Source organism: Mycobacterium sp. 4D054, from assembly GCF_052245755.1.
GTDB lineage: Bacteria > Actinomycetota > Actinomycetes > Mycobacteriales > Mycobacteriaceae > Mycobacterium.
On sequence record NZ_JBQQCF010000023.1, the window covers coordinates 13,034 to 30,500 of the forward strand.

Annotated in this window: 19 protein-coding genes; 13 read left to right on the forward strand and 6 right to left on the reverse strand. The window is 69.0% G+C overall.

The features are described 5' to 3' along the window. The first annotated feature begins 11 nt into the window (after nt 1–11). The 5 genes from ACTWP6_RS17325 (at nt 12) to ACTWP6_RS17345 (ending at nt 5,663) form a co-directional block, all read left to right on the forward strand. Nucleotides 12–1,244 carry a winged helix-turn-helix domain-containing protein gene (locus ACTWP6_RS17325; RefSeq protein ID WP_443188347.1) on the forward strand — a complete coding sequence of 411 codons (1,233 nt, stop codon included), beginning with the start codon at nt 12–14 and terminating at the stop codon, nt 1,242–1,244. Between the two features lie 4 nt (nt 1,245–1,248). Next, a complete protein-coding gene (locus ACTWP6_RS17330; protein WP_443188348.1) occupies nt 1,249–2,145 on the forward strand; it encodes a haloalkane dehalogenase in 897 nt (298 codons plus the stop codon). 125 nt (nt 2,146–2,270) lie between these two features. Next, the gene (gene thyX / locus ACTWP6_RS17335; protein ID WP_443188349.1) at nt 2,271–3,023 is read left to right on the forward strand and encodes an FAD-dependent thymidylate synthase; all 753 of its coding nucleotides are present in this window, start codon (nt 2,271–2,273) and stop codon (nt 3,021–3,023) included. Between the two features lie 50 nt (nt 3,024–3,073). After that, on the forward strand, nt 3,074–3,976 hold the full coding sequence (gene dapA / locus ACTWP6_RS17340; protein WP_443188350.1) for a 4-hydroxy-tetrahydrodipicolinate synthase: 903 nt from the start codon (nt 3,074–3,076) through the stop codon (nt 3,974–3,976). 10 nt (nt 3,977–3,986) lie between these two features. Further along, a complete protein-coding gene (locus ACTWP6_RS17345; protein ID WP_443188351.1) occupies nt 3,987–5,663 on the forward strand; it encodes a ribonuclease J in 1,677 nt (558 codons plus the stop codon). 374 nt (nt 5,664–6,037) lie between these two features. Here the strand turns inward: ACTWP6_RS17345 and ACTWP6_RS17350 are convergent, their stop codons facing one another. The 4 genes from ACTWP6_RS17350 to ACTWP6_RS17365 all read right to left on the reverse strand — a co-directional run bounded on the left by ACTWP6_RS17350 (nt 6,038) and on the right by ACTWP6_RS17365 (nt 8,863). Beyond that, nucleotides 6,038–6,700, reverse strand: coding sequence for a response regulator transcription factor (locus ACTWP6_RS17350; protein WP_443188352.1), 663 nt, complete (start codon nt 6,698–6,700; stop codon nt 6,038–6,040). A gap of 151 nt (nt 6,701–6,851) precedes the next feature. Next, nucleotides 6,852–7,724, reverse strand: coding sequence for an SAM-dependent methyltransferase (locus tag ACTWP6_RS17355; RefSeq protein WP_443188353.1), 873 nt, complete (start codon nt 7,722–7,724; stop codon nt 6,852–6,854). Beyond that, nucleotides 7,721–8,539 carry a mycofactocin-coupled SDR family oxidoreductase gene (locus ACTWP6_RS17360; RefSeq protein WP_443188354.1) on the reverse strand — a complete coding sequence of 273 codons (819 nt, stop codon included), beginning with the start codon at nt 8,537–8,539 and terminating at the stop codon, nt 7,721–7,723. The genes ACTWP6_RS17355 and ACTWP6_RS17360 overlap by 4 nt, the downstream gene beginning before the upstream one ends. A gap of 9 nt (nt 8,540–8,548) precedes the next feature. Further along, the gene (locus tag ACTWP6_RS17365) at nt 8,549–8,863 is read right to left on the reverse strand and encodes a putative quinol monooxygenase (protein ID WP_260751677.1); all 315 of its coding nucleotides are present in this window, start codon (nt 8,861–8,863) and stop codon (nt 8,549–8,551) included. Here ACTWP6_RS17365 and ACTWP6_RS17370 point away from each other — a divergent pair. Further along, on the forward strand, nt 8,862–11,579 hold the full coding sequence (locus ACTWP6_RS17370) for a DNA translocase FtsK 4TM domain-containing protein (RefSeq protein WP_443188355.1): 2,718 nt from the start codon (nt 8,862–8,864) through the stop codon (nt 11,577–11,579). The genes ACTWP6_RS17365 and ACTWP6_RS17370 overlap by 2 nt on opposite strands. A 74-nt stretch (nt 11,580–11,653) precedes the next feature. Here the strand turns inward: ACTWP6_RS17370 and ACTWP6_RS17375 are convergent, their stop codons facing one another. Beyond that, nucleotides 11,654–12,175 carry an amino-acid N-acetyltransferase gene (locus ACTWP6_RS17375; RefSeq protein ID WP_443188356.1) on the reverse strand — a complete coding sequence of 174 codons (522 nt, stop codon included), beginning with the start codon at nt 12,173–12,175 and terminating at the stop codon, nt 11,654–11,656. 42 nt (nt 12,176–12,217) lie between these two features. Between ACTWP6_RS17375 and pgsA the strand changes: the two genes are divergently transcribed. From pgsA to pspM, 5 genes are all read left to right on the forward strand, one after another. After that, nucleotides 12,218–12,814, forward strand: coding sequence for a CDP-diacylglycerol--glycerol-3-phosphate 3-phosphatidyltransferase (pgsA, locus tag ACTWP6_RS17380; protein WP_260751680.1), 597 nt, complete (start codon nt 12,218–12,220; stop codon nt 12,812–12,814). After that, complete coding sequence (locus ACTWP6_RS17385) at nt 12,792–13,280, forward strand: CinA family protein (protein WP_443188357.1); 489 nt, start codon at nt 12,792–12,794, stop codon at nt 13,278–13,280. The genes pgsA and ACTWP6_RS17385 overlap by 23 nt, the downstream gene beginning before the upstream one ends. A gap of 87 nt (nt 13,281–13,367) precedes the next feature. Continuing rightward, the gene (clgR, locus tag ACTWP6_RS17390) at nt 13,368–13,712 is read left to right on the forward strand and encodes a transcriptional regulator ClgR (RefSeq protein ID WP_443188358.1); all 345 of its coding nucleotides are present in this window, start codon (nt 13,368–13,370) and stop codon (nt 13,710–13,712) included. Between the two features lie 110 nt (nt 13,713–13,822). Then, nucleotides 13,823–14,641, forward strand: a complete 819-nt coding sequence (pspA, locus tag ACTWP6_RS17395; protein WP_443188359.1) for a phage shock protein PspA — start codon at nt 13,823–13,825, stop codon at nt 14,639–14,641. Between the two features lie 18 nt (nt 14,642–14,659). Then, nucleotides 14,660–15,478: a phage shock envelope stress response protein PspM gene (gene pspM, locus ACTWP6_RS17400; protein WP_443188360.1), complete on the forward strand. Its 819-nt coding sequence runs from the start codon at nt 14,660–14,662 to the stop codon at nt 15,476–15,478. A 64-nt stretch (nt 15,479–15,542) separates the two neighbouring features. On the opposite strand, the gene ACTWP6_RS17405 is transcribed toward pspM, so the two are convergent. Continuing rightward, a complete protein-coding gene (locus tag ACTWP6_RS17405) occupies nt 15,543–16,046 on the reverse strand; it encodes a limonene-1,2-epoxide hydrolase family protein (RefSeq protein WP_443188361.1) in 504 nt (167 codons plus the stop codon). A 44-nt stretch (nt 16,047–16,090) separates the two neighbouring features. On the opposite strand from ACTWP6_RS17405, the gene ACTWP6_RS17410 reads away from it, so the two are divergent. Continuing rightward, nucleotides 16,091–17,263 (forward strand): glycosyltransferase, encoded by a 1,173-nt coding sequence (locus ACTWP6_RS17410; protein ID WP_260751685.1) that lies wholly within the window; start codon nt 16,091–16,093, stop codon nt 17,261–17,263. Nucleotides 17,264–17,272: 9 nt separating this feature from the next. Further along, nucleotides 17,273–17,467, forward strand: a complete 195-nt coding sequence (locus ACTWP6_RS17415) for a DUF3046 domain-containing protein (RefSeq protein ID WP_260751686.1) — start codon at nt 17,273–17,275, stop codon at nt 17,465–17,467.

Genomic DNA, 17,467 nt, shown 5'->3' on the forward strand with positions numbered 1-17,467 from the left:
ACGATAACCCGATGGCGTCCTCTCTTCGTAGCGCGACGTTGACAGCCCTACAGGCCCGCCGGATCGCCGTCGCGGCCCAGGGGTTTCACGAGCCGAAGCCGACGGGGCCGGTCACACGCGCGCATCTGAAGCGGCTGATCTCCCGGCTGCAGGTGCTGCAGCTGGACTCGGTGTCGGTAGCGGTGCGGGCGCACTACGCGCCGGTGTTCAGCCGTCTCGGTCCTTACGACCGCGATCTGCTGGACCGTGCCGCATGGAGCCATTCGGCGCGCTCACCGCGGTTGCTGGTCGAATACTGGGCGCACGAAGCCGCGTTGATGGCCGTCGATGACTGGCCGTTGATGCGGTGGCGGATGCGGGAGTACCGGCACGGCCGGTGGGGCGTCGAGATCGTGAAGAAGAACGCCGCACTCGCCGACGACATCGTTGAAGCGGTCGCCACGCTCGGTCCGTCGACCGCAGGTCAGATCGAGGCTTACCTGGAATCTGAGCCCCGTGGCCGCAAAGGGCCCTGGTGGGATCGCAGCGATACGAAGTGGGTCGCCGAGGCGCTGTGGTCGGCCGGCGTGCTGACCACGGCCACCCGGCTCGGGTTCGCGCGGCACTACGACCTGACCGAGCGCGTGCTGCCCGCCGAGGTGGTCGGGCGTGAGGTCGACGAGGCCGAGGCGGTGCGCGAGTTGGTCCTGCGCGCGGCCACCTCGCTCGGCGTCGCGAGCGAAGCCGATCTGCGCGACTACTTCCGGCTCAATGCCCGGCAGGTCAAGCCCGCCATAGCCGAACTGGTCGCCGCCGGCGAGATCGAGAAGGTCGACGTCGAGGGATGGTCGGCCCCGGCCTATCTGCGCACCGGGCAGAGCGTCCCGCGCCGGGACCGCGGCACTGCGCTGTTGTGCCCGTTCGACCCGCTGATCTTCTTCCGGCCGCGGGTGGAGCGTCTCTTCGATTTCCATTACCGCATCGAGATCTACACCCCGGCCCATAAGCGGCAGTTCGGCTACTACGTGTGGCCTTTTCTGCTCGACGGTGATCTCGCGGGACGCGTCGACCTCAAGGCCGACCGGGGGAACGGCGCGCTCGCCGTACTCGGCGCGTTCACCGAGGACGGTCGGGACGGCGCGCACGTCGCGCGCGGGTTGGCCGCCGAATTGCAGACCATGGCAGAGTGGCTCGGCCTGGGCGACGTGGTCGTAGGGGAGCGCGGCGATTTGGCGACCGAATTGCGCGCGGCCTTGGCAAGCTGAGCCAATGGATGTTCTCCGCACCCCCGATGAGCGCTTCGCCGACCTGCCCGACTTCCCGTTCGCCCCGCACTACGTCGACGTCGGCGGGCTACGGGTGCACTACCTCGACGAAGGTCCGGCCGACGGCCCGGTGGTGCTGCTGCTGCACGGGGAGCCGTCGTGGAGCTATCTGTACCGGCGGATGATCCCCGTCCTGGTCGAAGCCGGGCTGCGGGCGGTCGCGATCGACCTGGTCGGGTTCGGTCGCAGCGACAAGCCGGCCCGCCGCGAGGATTACACCTACCAGGCGCACGTGGACTGGACGTGGGGCGCGATCGACGCGATCGGCCTGGCCGGGATCACGCTCGTATGCCAGGACTGGGGCGGGCTGATCGGGCTGCGCCTGGTCGGTGAGCATCCGGACCGGTTCGCCCGGGTGGTCGCGGCCAACACCACGCTGCCCACCGGTGATCAGCACCCCGGTGAGGCCTTCCTGGCGTGGCAGCGGTTCAGTCAGGAGACCCCCCATTTCCCGGTCGGCAAGATCGTCGACGGCGGGTGCGTCTCGACGCTTTCCCCAGAGGTCATCGCCGCCTACGACGCACCGTTCCCGGACGATTCGTACAAGGCCGGCGCGCGGCAGTTCCCGACGCTGGTGCCCACCAGCCCCGACGACCCCGCCGCGCCGGCCAACCGAGCGGCATGGGAGGTGCTCCGCACGTTCGACAAGCCGTTCCTGTGTGCGTTCTCGGATTCTGATCCGATCACTCGCGGGGCCGATGAACCGCTGCGCACATTGATCCCGGGCGCCCAGGGGCAGCCGGAGGTGACCATTGCCGGCGGTGGGCATTTCCTGCAGGAGGACAAGGGCCGCGAACTGGCGACCGTCGTCGTCGACTTCATCGCCGCCAATCCGCTGTAGCCGCGGTCCCAGCCCCCCGCCGCGCCCGGTGAGGTGGGCACACGTCAATCCGAGTGACGCGGTGTGCGTGGCCGCCGGTCTCGTCAGCGGCGGGTCGGCGAATCGGTGCACGTTAGGCTCACCCGATGGCCGAGATCGCGCCGCTGCGCGTGCAACTGATCGCCAAGACGGAGTTCACCGCGCCCGCCGACGTGCCGTGGAGCACCGACGCCGACGGCGGTGCCGCACTGGTCGAATTCGCCGGCCGCGCGTGCTACCAGAGCTGGAACAAGCCCAACCCGCGCACCGCGACCAACGCCGCCTACGTTCGCCACATCATCGACGTCGGCCACTTCTCGGTACTCGAGCACGCATCGGTGTCGTTCTACATCACCGGCCTCTCCCGGTCGTGCACGCACGAATTGATCCGGCACCGGCACTTCTCCTACTCGCAGCTGTCGCAGCGGTATGTGCCCGAGCACGACTCGCAGGTGGTTGCGCCGCCGGACATCGAGGATGATCCCGAGCTGCTGCAGATCTTCACCGAGGCCGCGGACGCGAGCCGTGCCGCCTATACCGAACTGCTCGCTCGACTGCAGGCCAGTTTCACCGAGCAGGGCGCGTCGACGCTGCGCGCCAAGCAGGCCCGCCAAGCTGCCCGTTCGGTGCTGCCCAACGCGACCGAGACCCGGATCGTCGTGACGGGCAACTACCGGGCGTGGCGGCATTTCGTCGCCATGCGGGCCAGCGAACATGCTGACCGGGAGATTCGGCGGCTGGCCGTCGAATGCCTGCGTCAACTCACCGACGCCGCACCGCAGGTGTTCTCGGACTTCGAGATCAGCGTGCTCGCCGACGGCACGGAGGTGGCCACCAGCCCGTTGGCAACCGAAATCTGACTGCAAAGGCATTCGTGGCAAGCGAGGGTGACCGGGTAATCTTGGTGCCCGTGAGTACCAGCGGATTCGACGCCCCGGCCCGGTTGGGCACCCTGTTGACCGCGATGGTTACTCCGTTCAAGCCCGACGGGTCGCTGGACACCGACGCCGCGGCCCGGTTGGCGAACCGGCTGGTCGACGCCGGGTGCGACGGTCTGGTGGTGTCCGGTACCACCGGTGAGTCCCCGACCACGACCGACGACGAGAAGCTCGTGCTGCTGCGCACGGTGCTCGAAGCCGTCGGCGATCGCGCGCGAATCATCGCCGGTGCGGGCTCTTACGACACCGCGCACAGCGTGCACCTGGCGAAGGCCAGCGCCGCCGAGGGTGCGCACGGACTGCTGATCGTCACCCCGTACTACTCACGTCCGCCGCAGGCCGGACTGGTGGCGCACTTCACCGCTGTCGCCGACGCGACCGAGCTGCCGGTGATCCTGTACGACATCCCGCCGCGCTCGGTGGTGCCGATCGAGTGGGACACCATCCGAGCGCTGGCCGGCCACCCGAACATCGTCGCGATCAAGGACGCCAAGGGGGACCTGCACGGCGGCGGGCAGATCATCGCCGAGACCGGCCTGAGTTACTACTCCGGCGACGACGCCCTGAACCTGCCGTGGCTGGCGATGGGTGCGGTCGGCTTCATCAGCGTGTGGGGTCATCTGGCCGCCGCGCAGCTGCGGCACATGATGGGGGCCTTCGCATCCGGAGACGTCGCGACGGCGCGCAAGATCAGCGTCTCGCTCGGCCCGCTTGCACGCGCCCAGGCGCGCCTCGGCGGGGTCACCCTGTCCAAGGCGGGGCTGCGGCTGCAAGGGTTCGAGGCGGGTGAGCCGCGGCTGCCGCAGATCCCGGCCACCGACGAACAGCTTGAGGCCCTGGCCGGCGACATGCGCGCCGCAGGCGTGCTGAGGTAGCGGGCCGGTAGTGAACTCCGAGCTCAAGGCACCGGGACCACTGGCCCCCGGCGGACTGCGGGTCACCGCACTCGGCGGGATCAACGAAATCGGCCGCAACATGACCGTTTTCGAGCATCTGGGACGTCTGCTCATCGTGGATTGCGGGGTGCTGTTCCCCACGCACGACGAACCCGGCGTCGACCTGATCCTGCCCGACCTGCGGCACCTCGCCGACCGTCTCGACGACATCGAGGCGCTCGTCGTCACCCATGCCCATGAGGACCACATCGGCGCGATCCCGTTCCTGCTCAAGCAGCGTGCCGACATCCCGATCGTGGGTTCGAAGTTCACGCTGGCGCTGGTGGCCGAGAAGTGCCGGGAACATCGTCTTTCGCCGAAGTTCGTCGAGGTCGCCGAGGGGCAGAAGAGCACCCACGGTGTCTTCGAGTGCCAGTACTTCGCGGTCAACCACTCGATTCCCGGCTGCCTGGCCATCGGCATCCACACCGGGGCCGGGACCGTGCTGCACACCGGTGACATCAAGCTCGACCAGTTGCCGCCCGACGGCAGGCCCACCGACCTGCCGGGGATGTCCCGGCTCGGCGATGCGGGGGTCGACCTGTTCCTGTGCGACTCCACCAACTCCGAGATCCCCGGTGTCGGACCCTCCGAGAGTGAGGTGGGCCCGGCCCTTCACCGGCTCATGCGTGGCGCCGAGGGCCGGGTGATCGTCGCCTGTTTCGCATCCAACGTCGACCGTGTGCAGTCGATCATCGACGCTGCGGTCGCTCTGAACCGCAAGGTCTCCTTCGTCGGTCGCTCGATGGTGCGCAACATGACCATCGCGCGCGAACTCGGCTACCTCAAGGTCGCCGATGAGGACGTGGTCGACATCGCCGCGGCCGAGATGATGCCCGCCGACCGGGTGGTGCTGATCACCACCGGCACCCAGGGCGAGCCGATGGCCGCGCTGTCTCGGATGTCGCGCGGTGAGCACCGCAGCATCACGCTGACTGCCGGAGACCTGATCATCCTGTCGTCGTCGCTGATCCCGGGCAACGAGGAGGCGGTCTACGGGGTGATGGACGCGCTGGCCAAGATCGGCGCCCGGGTCGTCACCAATCAGCAAGCGCGCGTTCATGTCTCGGGCCACGCGTACGCGGGCGAACTGTTGTTCCTCTACAACGGGGTGCGGCCGCGCAACGTGATGCCGGTGCACGGGACGTGGCGGATGCTCCGTGCCAATGCGGAGCTGGCCGCCCGGACCGGGGTGCCCGAGGAGAACATCCTGCTCGCCGAGAACGGCGTCAGTGTCGACCTGGTGGCCGGGCGGGCGAGCATCGCCGGCGCCGTGCCGGTCGGGAAGATGTTCGTCGACGGGCTGATCACCGGCGATGTCGGCGACGCCACCCTCGGGGAACGGCTCATCCTGTCGTCGGGCTTCGTGGCCGTCACGGTCGTCGTGCGCCGCGGCACCGGCCGGGCGGCTGCTCCGGCGCACCTGCACTCGCGGGGATTCTCCGAGGATCCCAAGGCGCTGGAACCGGTGGCCAGGAAGATCGAAGCGGAGTTGGAGCAACTCGCCTCGCAGAACATCACCGATCCCTCGCGCATCGCGCAGGCGGTACGGCGGACGGTGGGCAAGTGGGTCGGGGAGACCTACCGGAGGCAGCCGATGATCGTCCCGACGGTCATCGAGATCTGAGAGCGGAAACGCCGCCGACGTGTCACGGCTACCCCTCACAAGCCGTGGCCCGCGCGGCTGGTCGATTCGCTGCGGTATCGCTGACCATTAGAGTATGCACGGCGACACGGGCGTGCGATGCGGCATCGACAAAATCGGGCCCCTCCACCGAATATCGGGTTTCGTCAATTCCTCAGTGACAATTTCAGCTAATGCGTCATGCGCGACCTCGGTGCGGCTTTGGCTGTTCAGGAGGCTGGGTGGTGCCGACGGGCACAACATCCCCGGGGTGGACTCGGCTCCGCCTTCCGGCTCGGGGCATGGCATCCCGCAATGCAGCCGAAGTCGCCGGCGGACCGGGCGAGGCCGGCCAAGAGGCGTTTGCTGACGAAGGATCAGATCGGTTCGAGCCGGTAGCCGCGCCCCCGCAGCGTGACGAACCGGCTCGCGCCGAGCTTGCGCCGCAGGTACCGGACATAGACGTCGACGACGTTGGACCCCGGCTCGTAGTCCTGGCCCCACACCTGTTGCAGCAGCTGCTCGCGGGTGAGCACCTGACCCGGATGGCGCAGGAAGGTCTCGGCCAGCTTGCACTCGCGCGCCGACAGGTCCACGGAGTAGTCGCCGACGTGGGCGCGGCGGGTCCGCAGGTCCAGCGACAGGGTGCCGTATTTGAGCGTCGTGGGCCCGGCGACGCGTCCGGCAGCGAGCCGAAGACGCACCCGGGCAAGGAGTTCCTCGAACCGGAACGGCTTGGCGATGGAGTCCTCGGCGCCCGCCTCGAGCATCCGGGCCGACTCCGCGGCTCTGGCCCGCGAGGTCAGCATCAGCACAGGCAGCGAACTTCCCTCGGCGCGAAGCCGCCGCAGCACCGTGAAGCCGTCCATTCCCGGGAGTCCGGTGTCGAGAAGCATGAGGTCGAAACTGCCGCTACGCGCCTGCATGAGCGCGGAGATCCCGTCGGCAACCACACTCACTGAAAATCCGTTGGCCGACAATCCTTTTCGGACGAAGGCGGAGATCCGGGGCTCGTCCTCGGCGATCAGGATGGCGGCCACGGCCCCGTTGTCTCCGAGTCGAGCATCACGTCCCCCTCGTGCCCCGCGACCGATGGCCGACGGGCCCTGCAAGGATCTGGCAACGGCCTGGCTCGATGAGCCCCCCGACGAATCCGATGCTACGCCGACCTGGCGTGACGGAGTCGCGAACTCAGCGTTCGGCCAGAATGGTCCATTCGATGGGGGAGGCCGCCAGCGTCCGGCCGGTGGGCCGGATATAGGTGTCGCGAAAGTAGCTCGGGCCGGCTTGCTCGACGAGGCGCCAGCCGTGTTCGGCGAGCTGTTCGCCGACGAGTTCGGGCACCATGCCCGACTGCCACACCTGGCGGCGGCCGCGGAACCGGCGATAGACCGCATCGGCTCCGTGCCGGTCGGTGCCGTCGATGAAGTCCTGCCGGATGTAGGTGAAGATGAGCCTGCTGCCGGGCGCGGCGGACGCCAGCTGGGACAGGGTCGCGTGCACCGCGCCCTGGCTGAGGTACTGCGTGACACCCTCCCAGATGAAGAAGGTGCGGTGTTCCGGGCGGTATCCGTGCGATTCCAGCGCGGGGATCAGCGCGTCGTTCTCGAAATCGACCGGAACCAGATGCACGGACGCCGGCGTCCCGCCCAGCACGCGCTGCAGCACCCCGGCTTTGCGGTCGACGTTGACCTGCTGGTCGACCTCGAAGACGGGCAGGTCGCCGTGGCGGGCGATTCGGCAGGCGCGGGTGTCCAGCCCCGAGCCGAGCACCACGACCGCGTCGGCGACGTTGAGCGGATCGGACAGCCGCTCATCGATGTAGCGCTTACGGCAGGCGATGCTCGCCCACAGCCCCGGCCCCGACCGCTCGGTGGCGGCGTGCACCGCGCGGCGCAGTGCGGCCGCGCGGGTCGACCCGACCAGCAGCCTGAGGTGCCTGGGCAGGAACGACTCGGCCAGATCGTCGTCGACCAGGCGCCGGTGCGGCGGTTCGTTGTGTTCGATCGCCGCCAGCACCATCGGCCCGAAGGCGGTCTGCGCGGCGGCGTTCGGGGCACTCATCGTTTATTGATATACCCCGCGTCGACCGGGAGCGTGACGCCGGTGACATAGCGGGCGGCGTCGGACACCAGCCAGAACACCGCGTTGGCGATGTCCTCCGGTTCCAGCGCCGACACCGGCAGCGCGTTGCCCATGTCGGGACCGCCGTCGTTCTCCTGGGCCATGCCCTCAAGCCAGGAGCGGGTGAACTCGTTGTCGATCATCGGGGTGTTCACCGCCGACGGGTGCACCGAGTTGACCCGGATGCTGTACTGCGCAAGGAAATTCGCGTACACCCGCATGATGCCGACGATGCCGTGCTTGGCGGCGGCGTAGCCGACCGAACCCGCCATCGGTGCACCGAGGCCGATCAGGCCGGCCACCGAACTGGTCAGCACGATCGACCCGCCGTTGCCGAACTTGATCATCGGCTTCATCGCGACGTCGATGGTGTTGTAGACGCCGGTGAGGTTGACGTCGATCACGTCCTGCCACGCATCGGCCGCGGCCATCGGCGCGATGCCGGCGTTGGCCACCACAATGTCGAGACGGTCGCCGAGTTGCTCGGTGCCGCCCCGCACCGCGGCCTTGACCGCGTCGCGATCCCGCACGTCGGCCTCGTAGCTGACGATCCGCGCGCCGGTGTCCTCCACGAGCTTGACCGTCGCGGCCAGATCCTCCGGAGTGGCCATGGGGTAGGGCACCGAGTCGATCTGCGCGCACACGTCCAGCGCGATGATGTCGGCTCCCTCGGAGGCGAGTTTCACCGCATGGGCGCGGCCCTGGCCCCGGGCGGCGCCGCTGATGAAGGCGACTTTGCCGTTGAGTTCACCCATGTCGACCCGCTACGGACGCAGCCGGCCCTTGGTCGGATCGCCGGCCACCACGGGCTGCAGCACCTTGATATCGGGGGCGCCGTCGAGTAGTTCGCCGATCGTGCCGAACAGCGTCCCTACCGCGGGTGCCGCGCTGTGCTTCTGCAGCGCGTCGCCGTCGGCCCACTGCTCGACGAAGACGAACGTGCCGTCCGCTTCGTGCAATGCGTAGAGATCGCATCCGGGCTCACCGTGTACCGCCTCGATGGCCGTCTGGCATGCGGAACGGACCGCGTCGACGGACTCGGGCTTGGCCTTCATGGTGGCGACGACGACGACGGGCATGGCAACTCCTCGCTGCGGTGTTTTGGACAGTTGTCCACCCTACTCAGCGCACGTGCCGCGCCTCACACCGCATCCGATGCAGGTCAGGGGCCGTCACCAATCTGTGACCACTGTGGCAGATGGTGCATATGAGACCTTTGGGACTAGGCTTACCGGCATGGCGAGTAAGACCGCGTCCCGATCTGCAGCCCGTCCGAGCAGGTCAAAGGCGCCTGCGCGGGGCGGGTCCCGGCCGGCGCGGCCGACGGCCTCGCGCCGTAAGCCCGCCCGGCGGCACCCGTCGCCGGTGGCCGCGGCGGGAACCGCGGTCGGTCGCGGGGTGCGGGCCGGTTGGCTGATGCTGGCCAAGGGGGCGGGCAGCACGGCGCGGTCGGTGGGCCGGGCCCGCGATCTGGAGCCCGGACATCGGCGCGACGGCATCGCGCTGGCGCTGCTCGGCCTGGCAGTCGTGGTGGCCGCGAGCTCATGGTTCGAGGCGGCCCGCCCGGTCGGCGCCTGGATCGACACGGTGGTGCGGGTGATGATCGGTGCGGCGGTGGTGCTGGTGCCGATCGTGCTGGCGGCCATCGGCGTCATCTTGATGCGGTCGGAACCCGACCCCGAGTCCCGGCCGAGGCTGATCCTGGGTTTCACGATGATCGCGCTGCCCGCACTGGGCCTCTGGCACCTGTGGTCGGGTGCGCCGCAGGGTCCGATCGAACGTCAGCACGCGGGCGGGTTCCTGGGCTTCGCGATCGGCGGCCCGCTGTCGGACGGGCTGACCGCCTGGATCGCCGCGCCGCTGCTGTTCATCGGTGTGCTGTTCGGGCTGCTGCTTGTCACCGGCACGACCATCCGCGAGGTGCCCTCGGTCGTCCGGGACATGTTCACCACCCGCTGGCAGCGTGACTACGCCGACTACGACGACAACTACGACGACGACCAGTACGACGACTACGACGACGACGAGCCCGGCGCTGCGGGTGCCGAAGACTTCTCCGACGGCTACTACGACGAGGCCGACTTCGGGAAGGACGAGGCTCGGTCGTGGCCGACGGCCAATCAGCCCACCGAGCCGCTCGCAAAGCCGGCGGGCCCGGTCGGCACGCCGATGGACAACTATCCGCTCGACGATGAGGAGCCGCCTGCCCCGGCGCCCATCCGCGAGAAGAAGAAGCCCCGCAGGGAGCCCAAGCTCACGCTGGACCGGGTGGTGGAGGGCCCCTACACGCTGCCGTCGCTGGACCTGCTCATCGCCGGGGATCCGCCGAAGCGGCTGACGTCGGCGAATCAGGCGATGACCGACGCCATCACCTCGGTACTGCAACAGTTCAAGGTCGACGCCGCGGTGACCGGCTGCACCCGCGGGCCGACCGTCACGCGCTACGAGGTCGAACTCGGCCCGGGCGTCAAGGTCGAGAAGATCACTGCGCTGCACCGCAACATCGCCTACGCGGTGGCCACCGAGAGTGTGCGCATGCTCGCGCCGATCCCGGGCAAATCGGCCGTCGGCATCGAGGTGCCCAACACCGACCGCGAGATGGTGCGCCTGGCCGACGTGCTCACCGATCCGGTGACCCGTTCAGACCACCATCCGCTGGTCATCGGGCTGGGCAAGGACATCGAGGGTGAGATGATCTCGGCCAACCTGGCCAAGATGCCGCACCTGCTGGTGGCCGGCTCCACCGGCTCCGGCAAGTCCAGCTTCGTGAACTCGATGCTGGTCTCGCTGCTGGCGCGCGCCACTCCTGACGAGGTCAGGATGATCCTGATCGACCCCAAGATGGTGGAACTGACCCCGTATGAGGGCATTCCGCATCTGATCACGCCGATCATCACCGAACCGAAGAAGGCGGCCGCCGCGCTGGCTTGGCTGGTCGAGGAGATGGAGCAGCGCTACCAGGACATGCAGGCCTCGCGGGTGCGGCACATCGACGTGTTCAACGAGAAGGTGCGCTCTGGCGAGATCACTGCGCCGCTGGGCAGTAAGCGCGAGTACAAGCCCTACCCCTACATCCTGGCGATCGTCGACGAGCTGGCCGACCTGATGATGACCGCGCCCCGCGACGTCGAAGAGGCGATCGTGCGGATCACCCAGAAAGCACGCGCGGCGGGGATCCACCTGGTGCTGGCGACGCAGCGGCCGTCCGTCGACGTCGTCACCGGTCTGATCAAGACCAACGTGCCGTCACGACTGGCATTCGCGACGTCGTCGCTGACCGACAGCCGCGTCATCCTCGACCAGCCCGGCGCCGAGAAGCTGATCGGCATGGGCGACGGGCTGTTCCTGCCGATGGGCGCGAACAAACCGCTGCGCCTGCAGGGAGCGTTCATCACCGACGAGGAGATCCACGCAGTCGTCTCGGCCACCAAGGAACAGGCCGAGCCCGAGTTCGTCGAAGGCGTCACCGCGGTCAAGGCCGGCGAGCGCAAGGACGTGGACGCCGACATCGGCGACGACATGGACGTGTTCCTGCAGGCCGTCGAGTTGGTGGTGTCCTCGCAGTTCGGCTCCACCTCGATGCTGCAGCGCAAGCTGCGGGTCGGGTTCGCCAAGGCCGGCCGGCTGATGGACCTCATGGAGACGAGGGGGATCGTCGGACCCTCGGAGGGGTCGAAAGCGCGCGAGGTGCTGGTCAAACCCGACGAGCTGGCGGGCACGCTGGCGCTGATCCGCGGCGGATCGGACGCCAACGGCGCCGCCGATGATGCCGACGCGGACGACCCCGGCTTCTAAACCGCCGAAATCGCATTCCACGCGCGTCAAGTCGCGTTTCGACCGCGTGGAATGCGGTTTCGGCGACAGAGGGCTCAGAGAGTGAGCAGCATCCGGGTGTTGCCCAGGATGTTGGGCTTGACGTAGGAGAGGTCCAGAAACTCGGCGACGCCGGTGTCGTAGGACCGGCACATCTCCTCGTACACCTCGGCGGTGACGGGGGTGCCGTCGATCTCCTGGAACCCGTGCCGTCCGAAGAACTCGGTCTCGAAGGTGAGCACGAAGATCCGCCGCAGGTGCAGTTCGGCGGCCACCGCCAGCAGACGATCGACGATCGCGTGCCCGACGCCGCGGCCGCGCACCCTGGGATGCACCGCCACGGTGCGCACCTCGCCGAGATCGGACCAGAGCACGTGCAGTGCCCCGCACCCGATGAGCTCGCCGTCGATCTCGCCGACCCAGAACTCCTGCACGGACTCGTACAGGGTCACCAGATTCTTCTCTAGCAGGATCTTGCCGGCATAGATGTCGACGAGTGCCTTGATCCCCGGCACGTCGGAGGTGGTGGCGCGGCGCACCAGCAGTTCACCGGCGGATGCGTCCGGATCTGCGCTCATGCACCGAAGAGTATCGGCAAGGGCAACCAGTATTCTGTGTCGGTGCCGGGCCAACCACATACCGATCCTGTGGTTCCCCGTGCCCGGGTCGCAAACCTCGCCAACATGCTCACCGGCGTGCGGATGGTTCTGGTGCCCGTGTTCCTGGTCGCGCTGTTCGTCGGCGATGGCCACGAAACCACCTGGCGGGTAACCGCATTCACCATCTTCGCGGTGGCGGTGATCACCGACCACTTCGACGGCGCCCTGGCCCGCAGCTATGGCATGGTCACCGAGTTCGGCACCCTGGCCGACCCGATCGCCGACAAGGCGCTGATCGGTTCGGCGCTGATCGGGCTGTCGGTGCTCGGGGACCTGCCCTGGTGGGTGACCGTGCTGATCCTGGTCCGCGAACTGAGCGTGACGGTGCTGCGACTGGTGGTGCTGCGCCGCGGCGTGATCCCGGCCAGCCGCGGCGGCAAGCTCAAGACCCTGGTGCAGGCCGTGGCGATCGGGCTGTTCATCCTGCCGCTGTCCGACGGCTGGCTGACCGCCGCGTGGGTGATCATGCTCACCGCGGTGGTGCTGACCGTGACCACGGGAGTGGACTACTTCGTCTCGGCCGTCAGGGACTGGCGTGGACGACCCGCTGGTCGATGACGACGCGCGGGCGCTGGTCGCCGATCTGACCGTGCGCGGGCAGACCGTGGCCACCGCGGAGTCACTGACGGCGGGTCTGCTCGCCGCCACCCTGGGCGGGGTGCCGGGTGCGAGCGCGGTGCTCCGGGGCGGGCTGATCACCTACACCGTCGACACCAAGGCCGGCCTGGCCGGGGTGGCACCCGAACTGCTCGCCGACGTCGGTCCGGTCGCCGCACCGACGGCCCGCGCGCTGGCGGTCGGCGCGATGCAGCGCTGCGGGGCGACCTGGGGCGTCGGCCTCACCGGTGTCGCCGGTCCGGAGCCGCACGCCGGTCATCCGGTGGGAACGGTGTTCCTCGGTCTGGCCGGTCCGCTCGACACCGACGTGGTGCCGCTGCAGCTCACCGGAGGTCGCTGGGACATCCGGATGGCCGCGGTCAGGGCCGCGGTGCGCCATCTGCGCCGGCTGGTCGAACAGCAGTGAACATCGCCGTCGTCGTCCGGGAACCATCCGGGCGGTATCGGGCGTTGCACTACTGAGCAAACCGACATCAATCGGAAGGGACGCGCGATGACGACATTGCTGCGCGAGGTCATCGGCGACGTGCTGCGTCGCGCCCGGGTCGAGCAGGGGCGCACCCTGCGGCAGGTCTCGGACTCGGCGCGAGTGAGCCTCGGCTATCTGTCCGAGGTCGAGCGCGGTCGCAAGGAGGCCTCCAGCGAGCTGCTCAGCGCCATCTGCGGCGCGTTGGACGTGCCGTTGTCGCGCGTGCTGTCCGAGGCCGGTGACGACCTGGCCGTCGAGGAGTTCCGGGCGGCCCAAGCCCGCGAGGCGGGCAAGGTTGCCAGCGCCGCCGGAATCGACGTCAGCACCAAGGTGGTCATTCCCCAGGTCGTGTCGATGGCGGTGGCCTGACCCGGTCCCCCTGCAGGGGTGTGGCGATCTGCGCCGAACCGATAAGTTGGGTTTAGGTACTTGCCGGTACAGCCGACACCGTTCGACAGACACGAAGGCGGAATGAACTCATGGCCAATCCGTTCACCAAGGCGTGGAAATACCTCATGGCGCTGTTCAGCTCCAAGGTCGACGAATACGCCGACCCGAAGGTGCAGATCCAGCAGGCCATCGAGGAGGCCCAGCGCCAGCACCAGGCGCTGACGCAGCAGGCGGCGCAGGTGATCGGCAACCAGCGCCAGCTGGAGATGCGGCTCAACCGCCAGCTCGCCGACATCGAGAAGCTCCAGGTCAACGTACGCCAAGCGCTGACGCTGGCCGATCAGGCCGTGGCAGCCGGTGATACGGCCAAGGCCACCGAGTACAACAACGCCGCCGAGGCGTTCGCCGCGCAGCTGGTGACCGCCGAGCAGAGCGTCGAGGACCTCAAAGGGCTGCACGACCAGGCGCTGCAGGCCGCCGGTCAGGCCAAGAAGGCCGTCGAGCAGAACGCGATGGTGCTGCAGCAGAAGATCGCCGAACGCACCAAGCTGCTGTCCCAGCTGGAGCAGGCCAAGATGCAGGAACAGGTCAGCGCCTCGCTGCGTTCGATGAGCGAGATCGCCGCCCCGGGCAGCACTCCCAGCCTCGATGAGGTGCGCGACAAAATCGAGCGTCGCTACGCCAACGCGATGGGCTCGGCCGAACTGGCCCAGAACTCGGTGCAGGGCCGGATGCTGGAGGTCCAGCAGGCCAGCGTCCAGATGGCCGGGCATTCACGGCTGGAGCAGATCCGGGCGTCGATGCGCGGCGAGCAGCTGCCCGCCGGCGGTGCCACTCCGGCGGCCCCCACCCAGACCCCTGCCACACCGGCCGCCAACCCGACACCGGAAAACCCGCTGTCGCAATAACATCCACGGGAGCATGACGTGAGCACTCGGACCGGCCGACCCGAAGCCTGGCGTTCTCTGGCCCAGCGCGGCATCGACACCGCCGCAGAATGGTCGGACCTGGTGGCCGAGAAACTCAATGCCGCCGCCGATCCGCGTGCCAAATTGCTGCGTAAGCGGCGCTGGGCGCTGCGGCTCGGGGTGTTCTTCACCGTGTCGACGCTGTTCTGGCTGGCGGTCACCGCGCTGCTGGCGTCGTGGAGCACCCCGGTGTGGGCGCTGTTCATCCCAGCGCCGATCGCGGTCGGCGCCGCGTTCCTGGCCACCCTGTCATTCCTGCGCTACCGCTGGCTGCGCGGCGAACCGCTTCCGCCACAGCGGGCCCGCACCGGTCGCCGGCTGCCGCCCTGGGGATCGGCGGCCCGCCAGCCGATGGCCTCGCTCGCGGCCTCCGAACGCGGGCTGTTTTCGCTACTCGGCGTGATGGAGCGCGGGCAGATGCTGCCCGTCGGCGAACTCTCCGAATTGCGGGTGGCCGCTGAGCAGACCGCGGCGACCATGGTCGCCACCGCCGCAGAGGTGGTGTCGATGGAGAAGGCCGTGAAGTCGGCGCCGCATTCGCGCGCATACCTGGCGCCGACGATCGCCGCGTTCACCACCCAGCTCGACCGCGGAGCCCGCCAGTACCACGAAATGGTCTCCGCGGCAGCGCAGTTGGTGGCGGCGGCGAACAGCGGTGCGATGTCGAGTTCACCGATGACGCAGCGGCGCTACCGCGACGAGCTGGGGATGGCCACCGACCGATTGACCGCGTGGGCGCAGGCGTTCGACGAGTTGGGCCGCCTGAAACAAGCGTGAGGCTCGCTGCGAGCCGCCCGGAGGGCCTGGAGCGGGGTGCCGGCGTTCGGGAGTCCGGTTGCGCTCAGAACGTCGGGCGCAGGGACGGCACCACCAGGCCCGCGAGGGCCCGCAGCGGCGCCTTGACCATCACGTCGAGGAAGTCGAAGTAATCCCGCCACAACGTGATCTGCCCGTCGGCGTTCAGCTCGAATGTGCCGCACACCCAGAACTGCAGGCGCAGCGGCCCGAAGATCAGCGCGTCGGTGCGTTCGGTCAGCACCGTGCCGCCGATGCCGGTCTGCTCCGAGCGCTCATCGGAAGCGGCGATGCGGTGGAACTTCACCAGGAAACCGAACTTGCCTTCACCGCCGCGCAGCAACTTGAGGATCCTGCTCCGTCCCCGGATCGACGGCAGACCGACGTTCTGCCAGAGCAGATCCGGAGCGGCCAGCGCTTCGATCGTGTCGAAATCCTGATCCGCCATCGCGAACAGGAACCTCTGCACCGTTTCCGCGGCGTCGATGGTGGGGAGAGCGGGAGTGGAGTCGGAGGTCGGCAGCAGCGGTTGCGGGGCATCGTCGGTCATACCGTCGGAGCCTAACGGGCCGACGGTGTGGCAGGGTAGCCCGCATGCGCGTAGCCGTGGTCGCGGGACCCGACCCCGGGCATGCATTTCCGGCTATCGCGCTGTGCCTGAAGTTGCGCGCCGCCGGAGACGCGCCGACGCTACTCACCGGAACGAGATGGCTCGAGGCGGCGCGCCATGACGGCATCGACGCGGTCGAACTGCGCGGTCTGGACCCCACGGCGGAGGACGACGACGCCGACGCCGGCGCGAAGATCCACCAGCGTGCCGCCCGGATGGCCGTCCTGAACCGGGACCTCATCGCAGCGCTGGATCCGGATCTGGTGGTCTCGGATTCGATCACCGCCTGTGGTGGGCTGGCCGCCGACCTGCTCGGTCTGCCGTGGGTGGAATTGAACACCCACCCGCTCTATCGGCCGTCCAAGGGGCTGCCGCCCATCGGCAGCGGCCTGGCGCCGGGAACCGGCCTGCGCGGTCGGCTGCGCGACACGGTGTTGCGCGCGTTGAGCGCGAAATCATGGCGGGACGGGCTGCGGCAGCGCTCCGAGGCGCGGCGGGGGATCGGGCTGCCGGGCGAGGACCCCGGGCCGGTGCGCCGCCTGATCGCCACGCTGCCCGCGCTGGAGGTGGCGCGCCCGGACTGGCCGGCCGAGGCCGTCATCGTGGGACCGCTGCATTACGAACCGACAACCGACGTGCTGCGGTTGCCCGACGGCGACGGTCCCGTCGTCGTGGTGGCCCCGTCGACCGCCACGACCGGTGCGGTCGGCCTGGCCGAGCTGGCGCTGACCAGCCTGGTGCCCGGCGAGGTGCTGCCCGCGGGAGCCCGGGTGGCCGTGTCCTGCCTGCACGGACCCGACGCCGAGGTGCCGCCGTGGGCGGTGGTGGGTCTGGGCCGCCAGGACGAGCTGCTGTCCCGGGCCGATGTGCTGATCTGTGGCGGCGGCCATGGGACGGTCGCGAAGTCGCTGCTGGCCGGGGTTCCGATGGTGGTGGTCCCGGGTGGAGGAGACCAGTGGGAGATCGCCAATCGCCTTGTCCGACAGGGCAGTGCGCGCCTCGTGCGGCCGTTGACCGCAGGGGCGCTGGGCGCGGCCGTGCAGGAGGTGCTCGCGACGCCGAGTTACCGCGCGGCGGCCCGCCGGGCCGGGGCCGGAGCCGCCGAAGTCGCCGATCCGGTACGGGTGTGCCATGACGCGATCGGGGACCCGGCGTAGTTTGGGCCTGTGCGGTTGACGGAATTCCACGAACTCGTCGAGGGGCAGTTCGGTGCGGTGCGGGCCTCGTCGATGCTGATGGACCATGTTCTGACCAGCATCGGCGGCCGTACCGCGGCGCAGGCGATCGAGGACGGCGTCGAGCCCCGCGAGGTATGGCGGGCGCTGTGCGCCGACTTCGATGTGCCCCGCGACCAGTGGTGA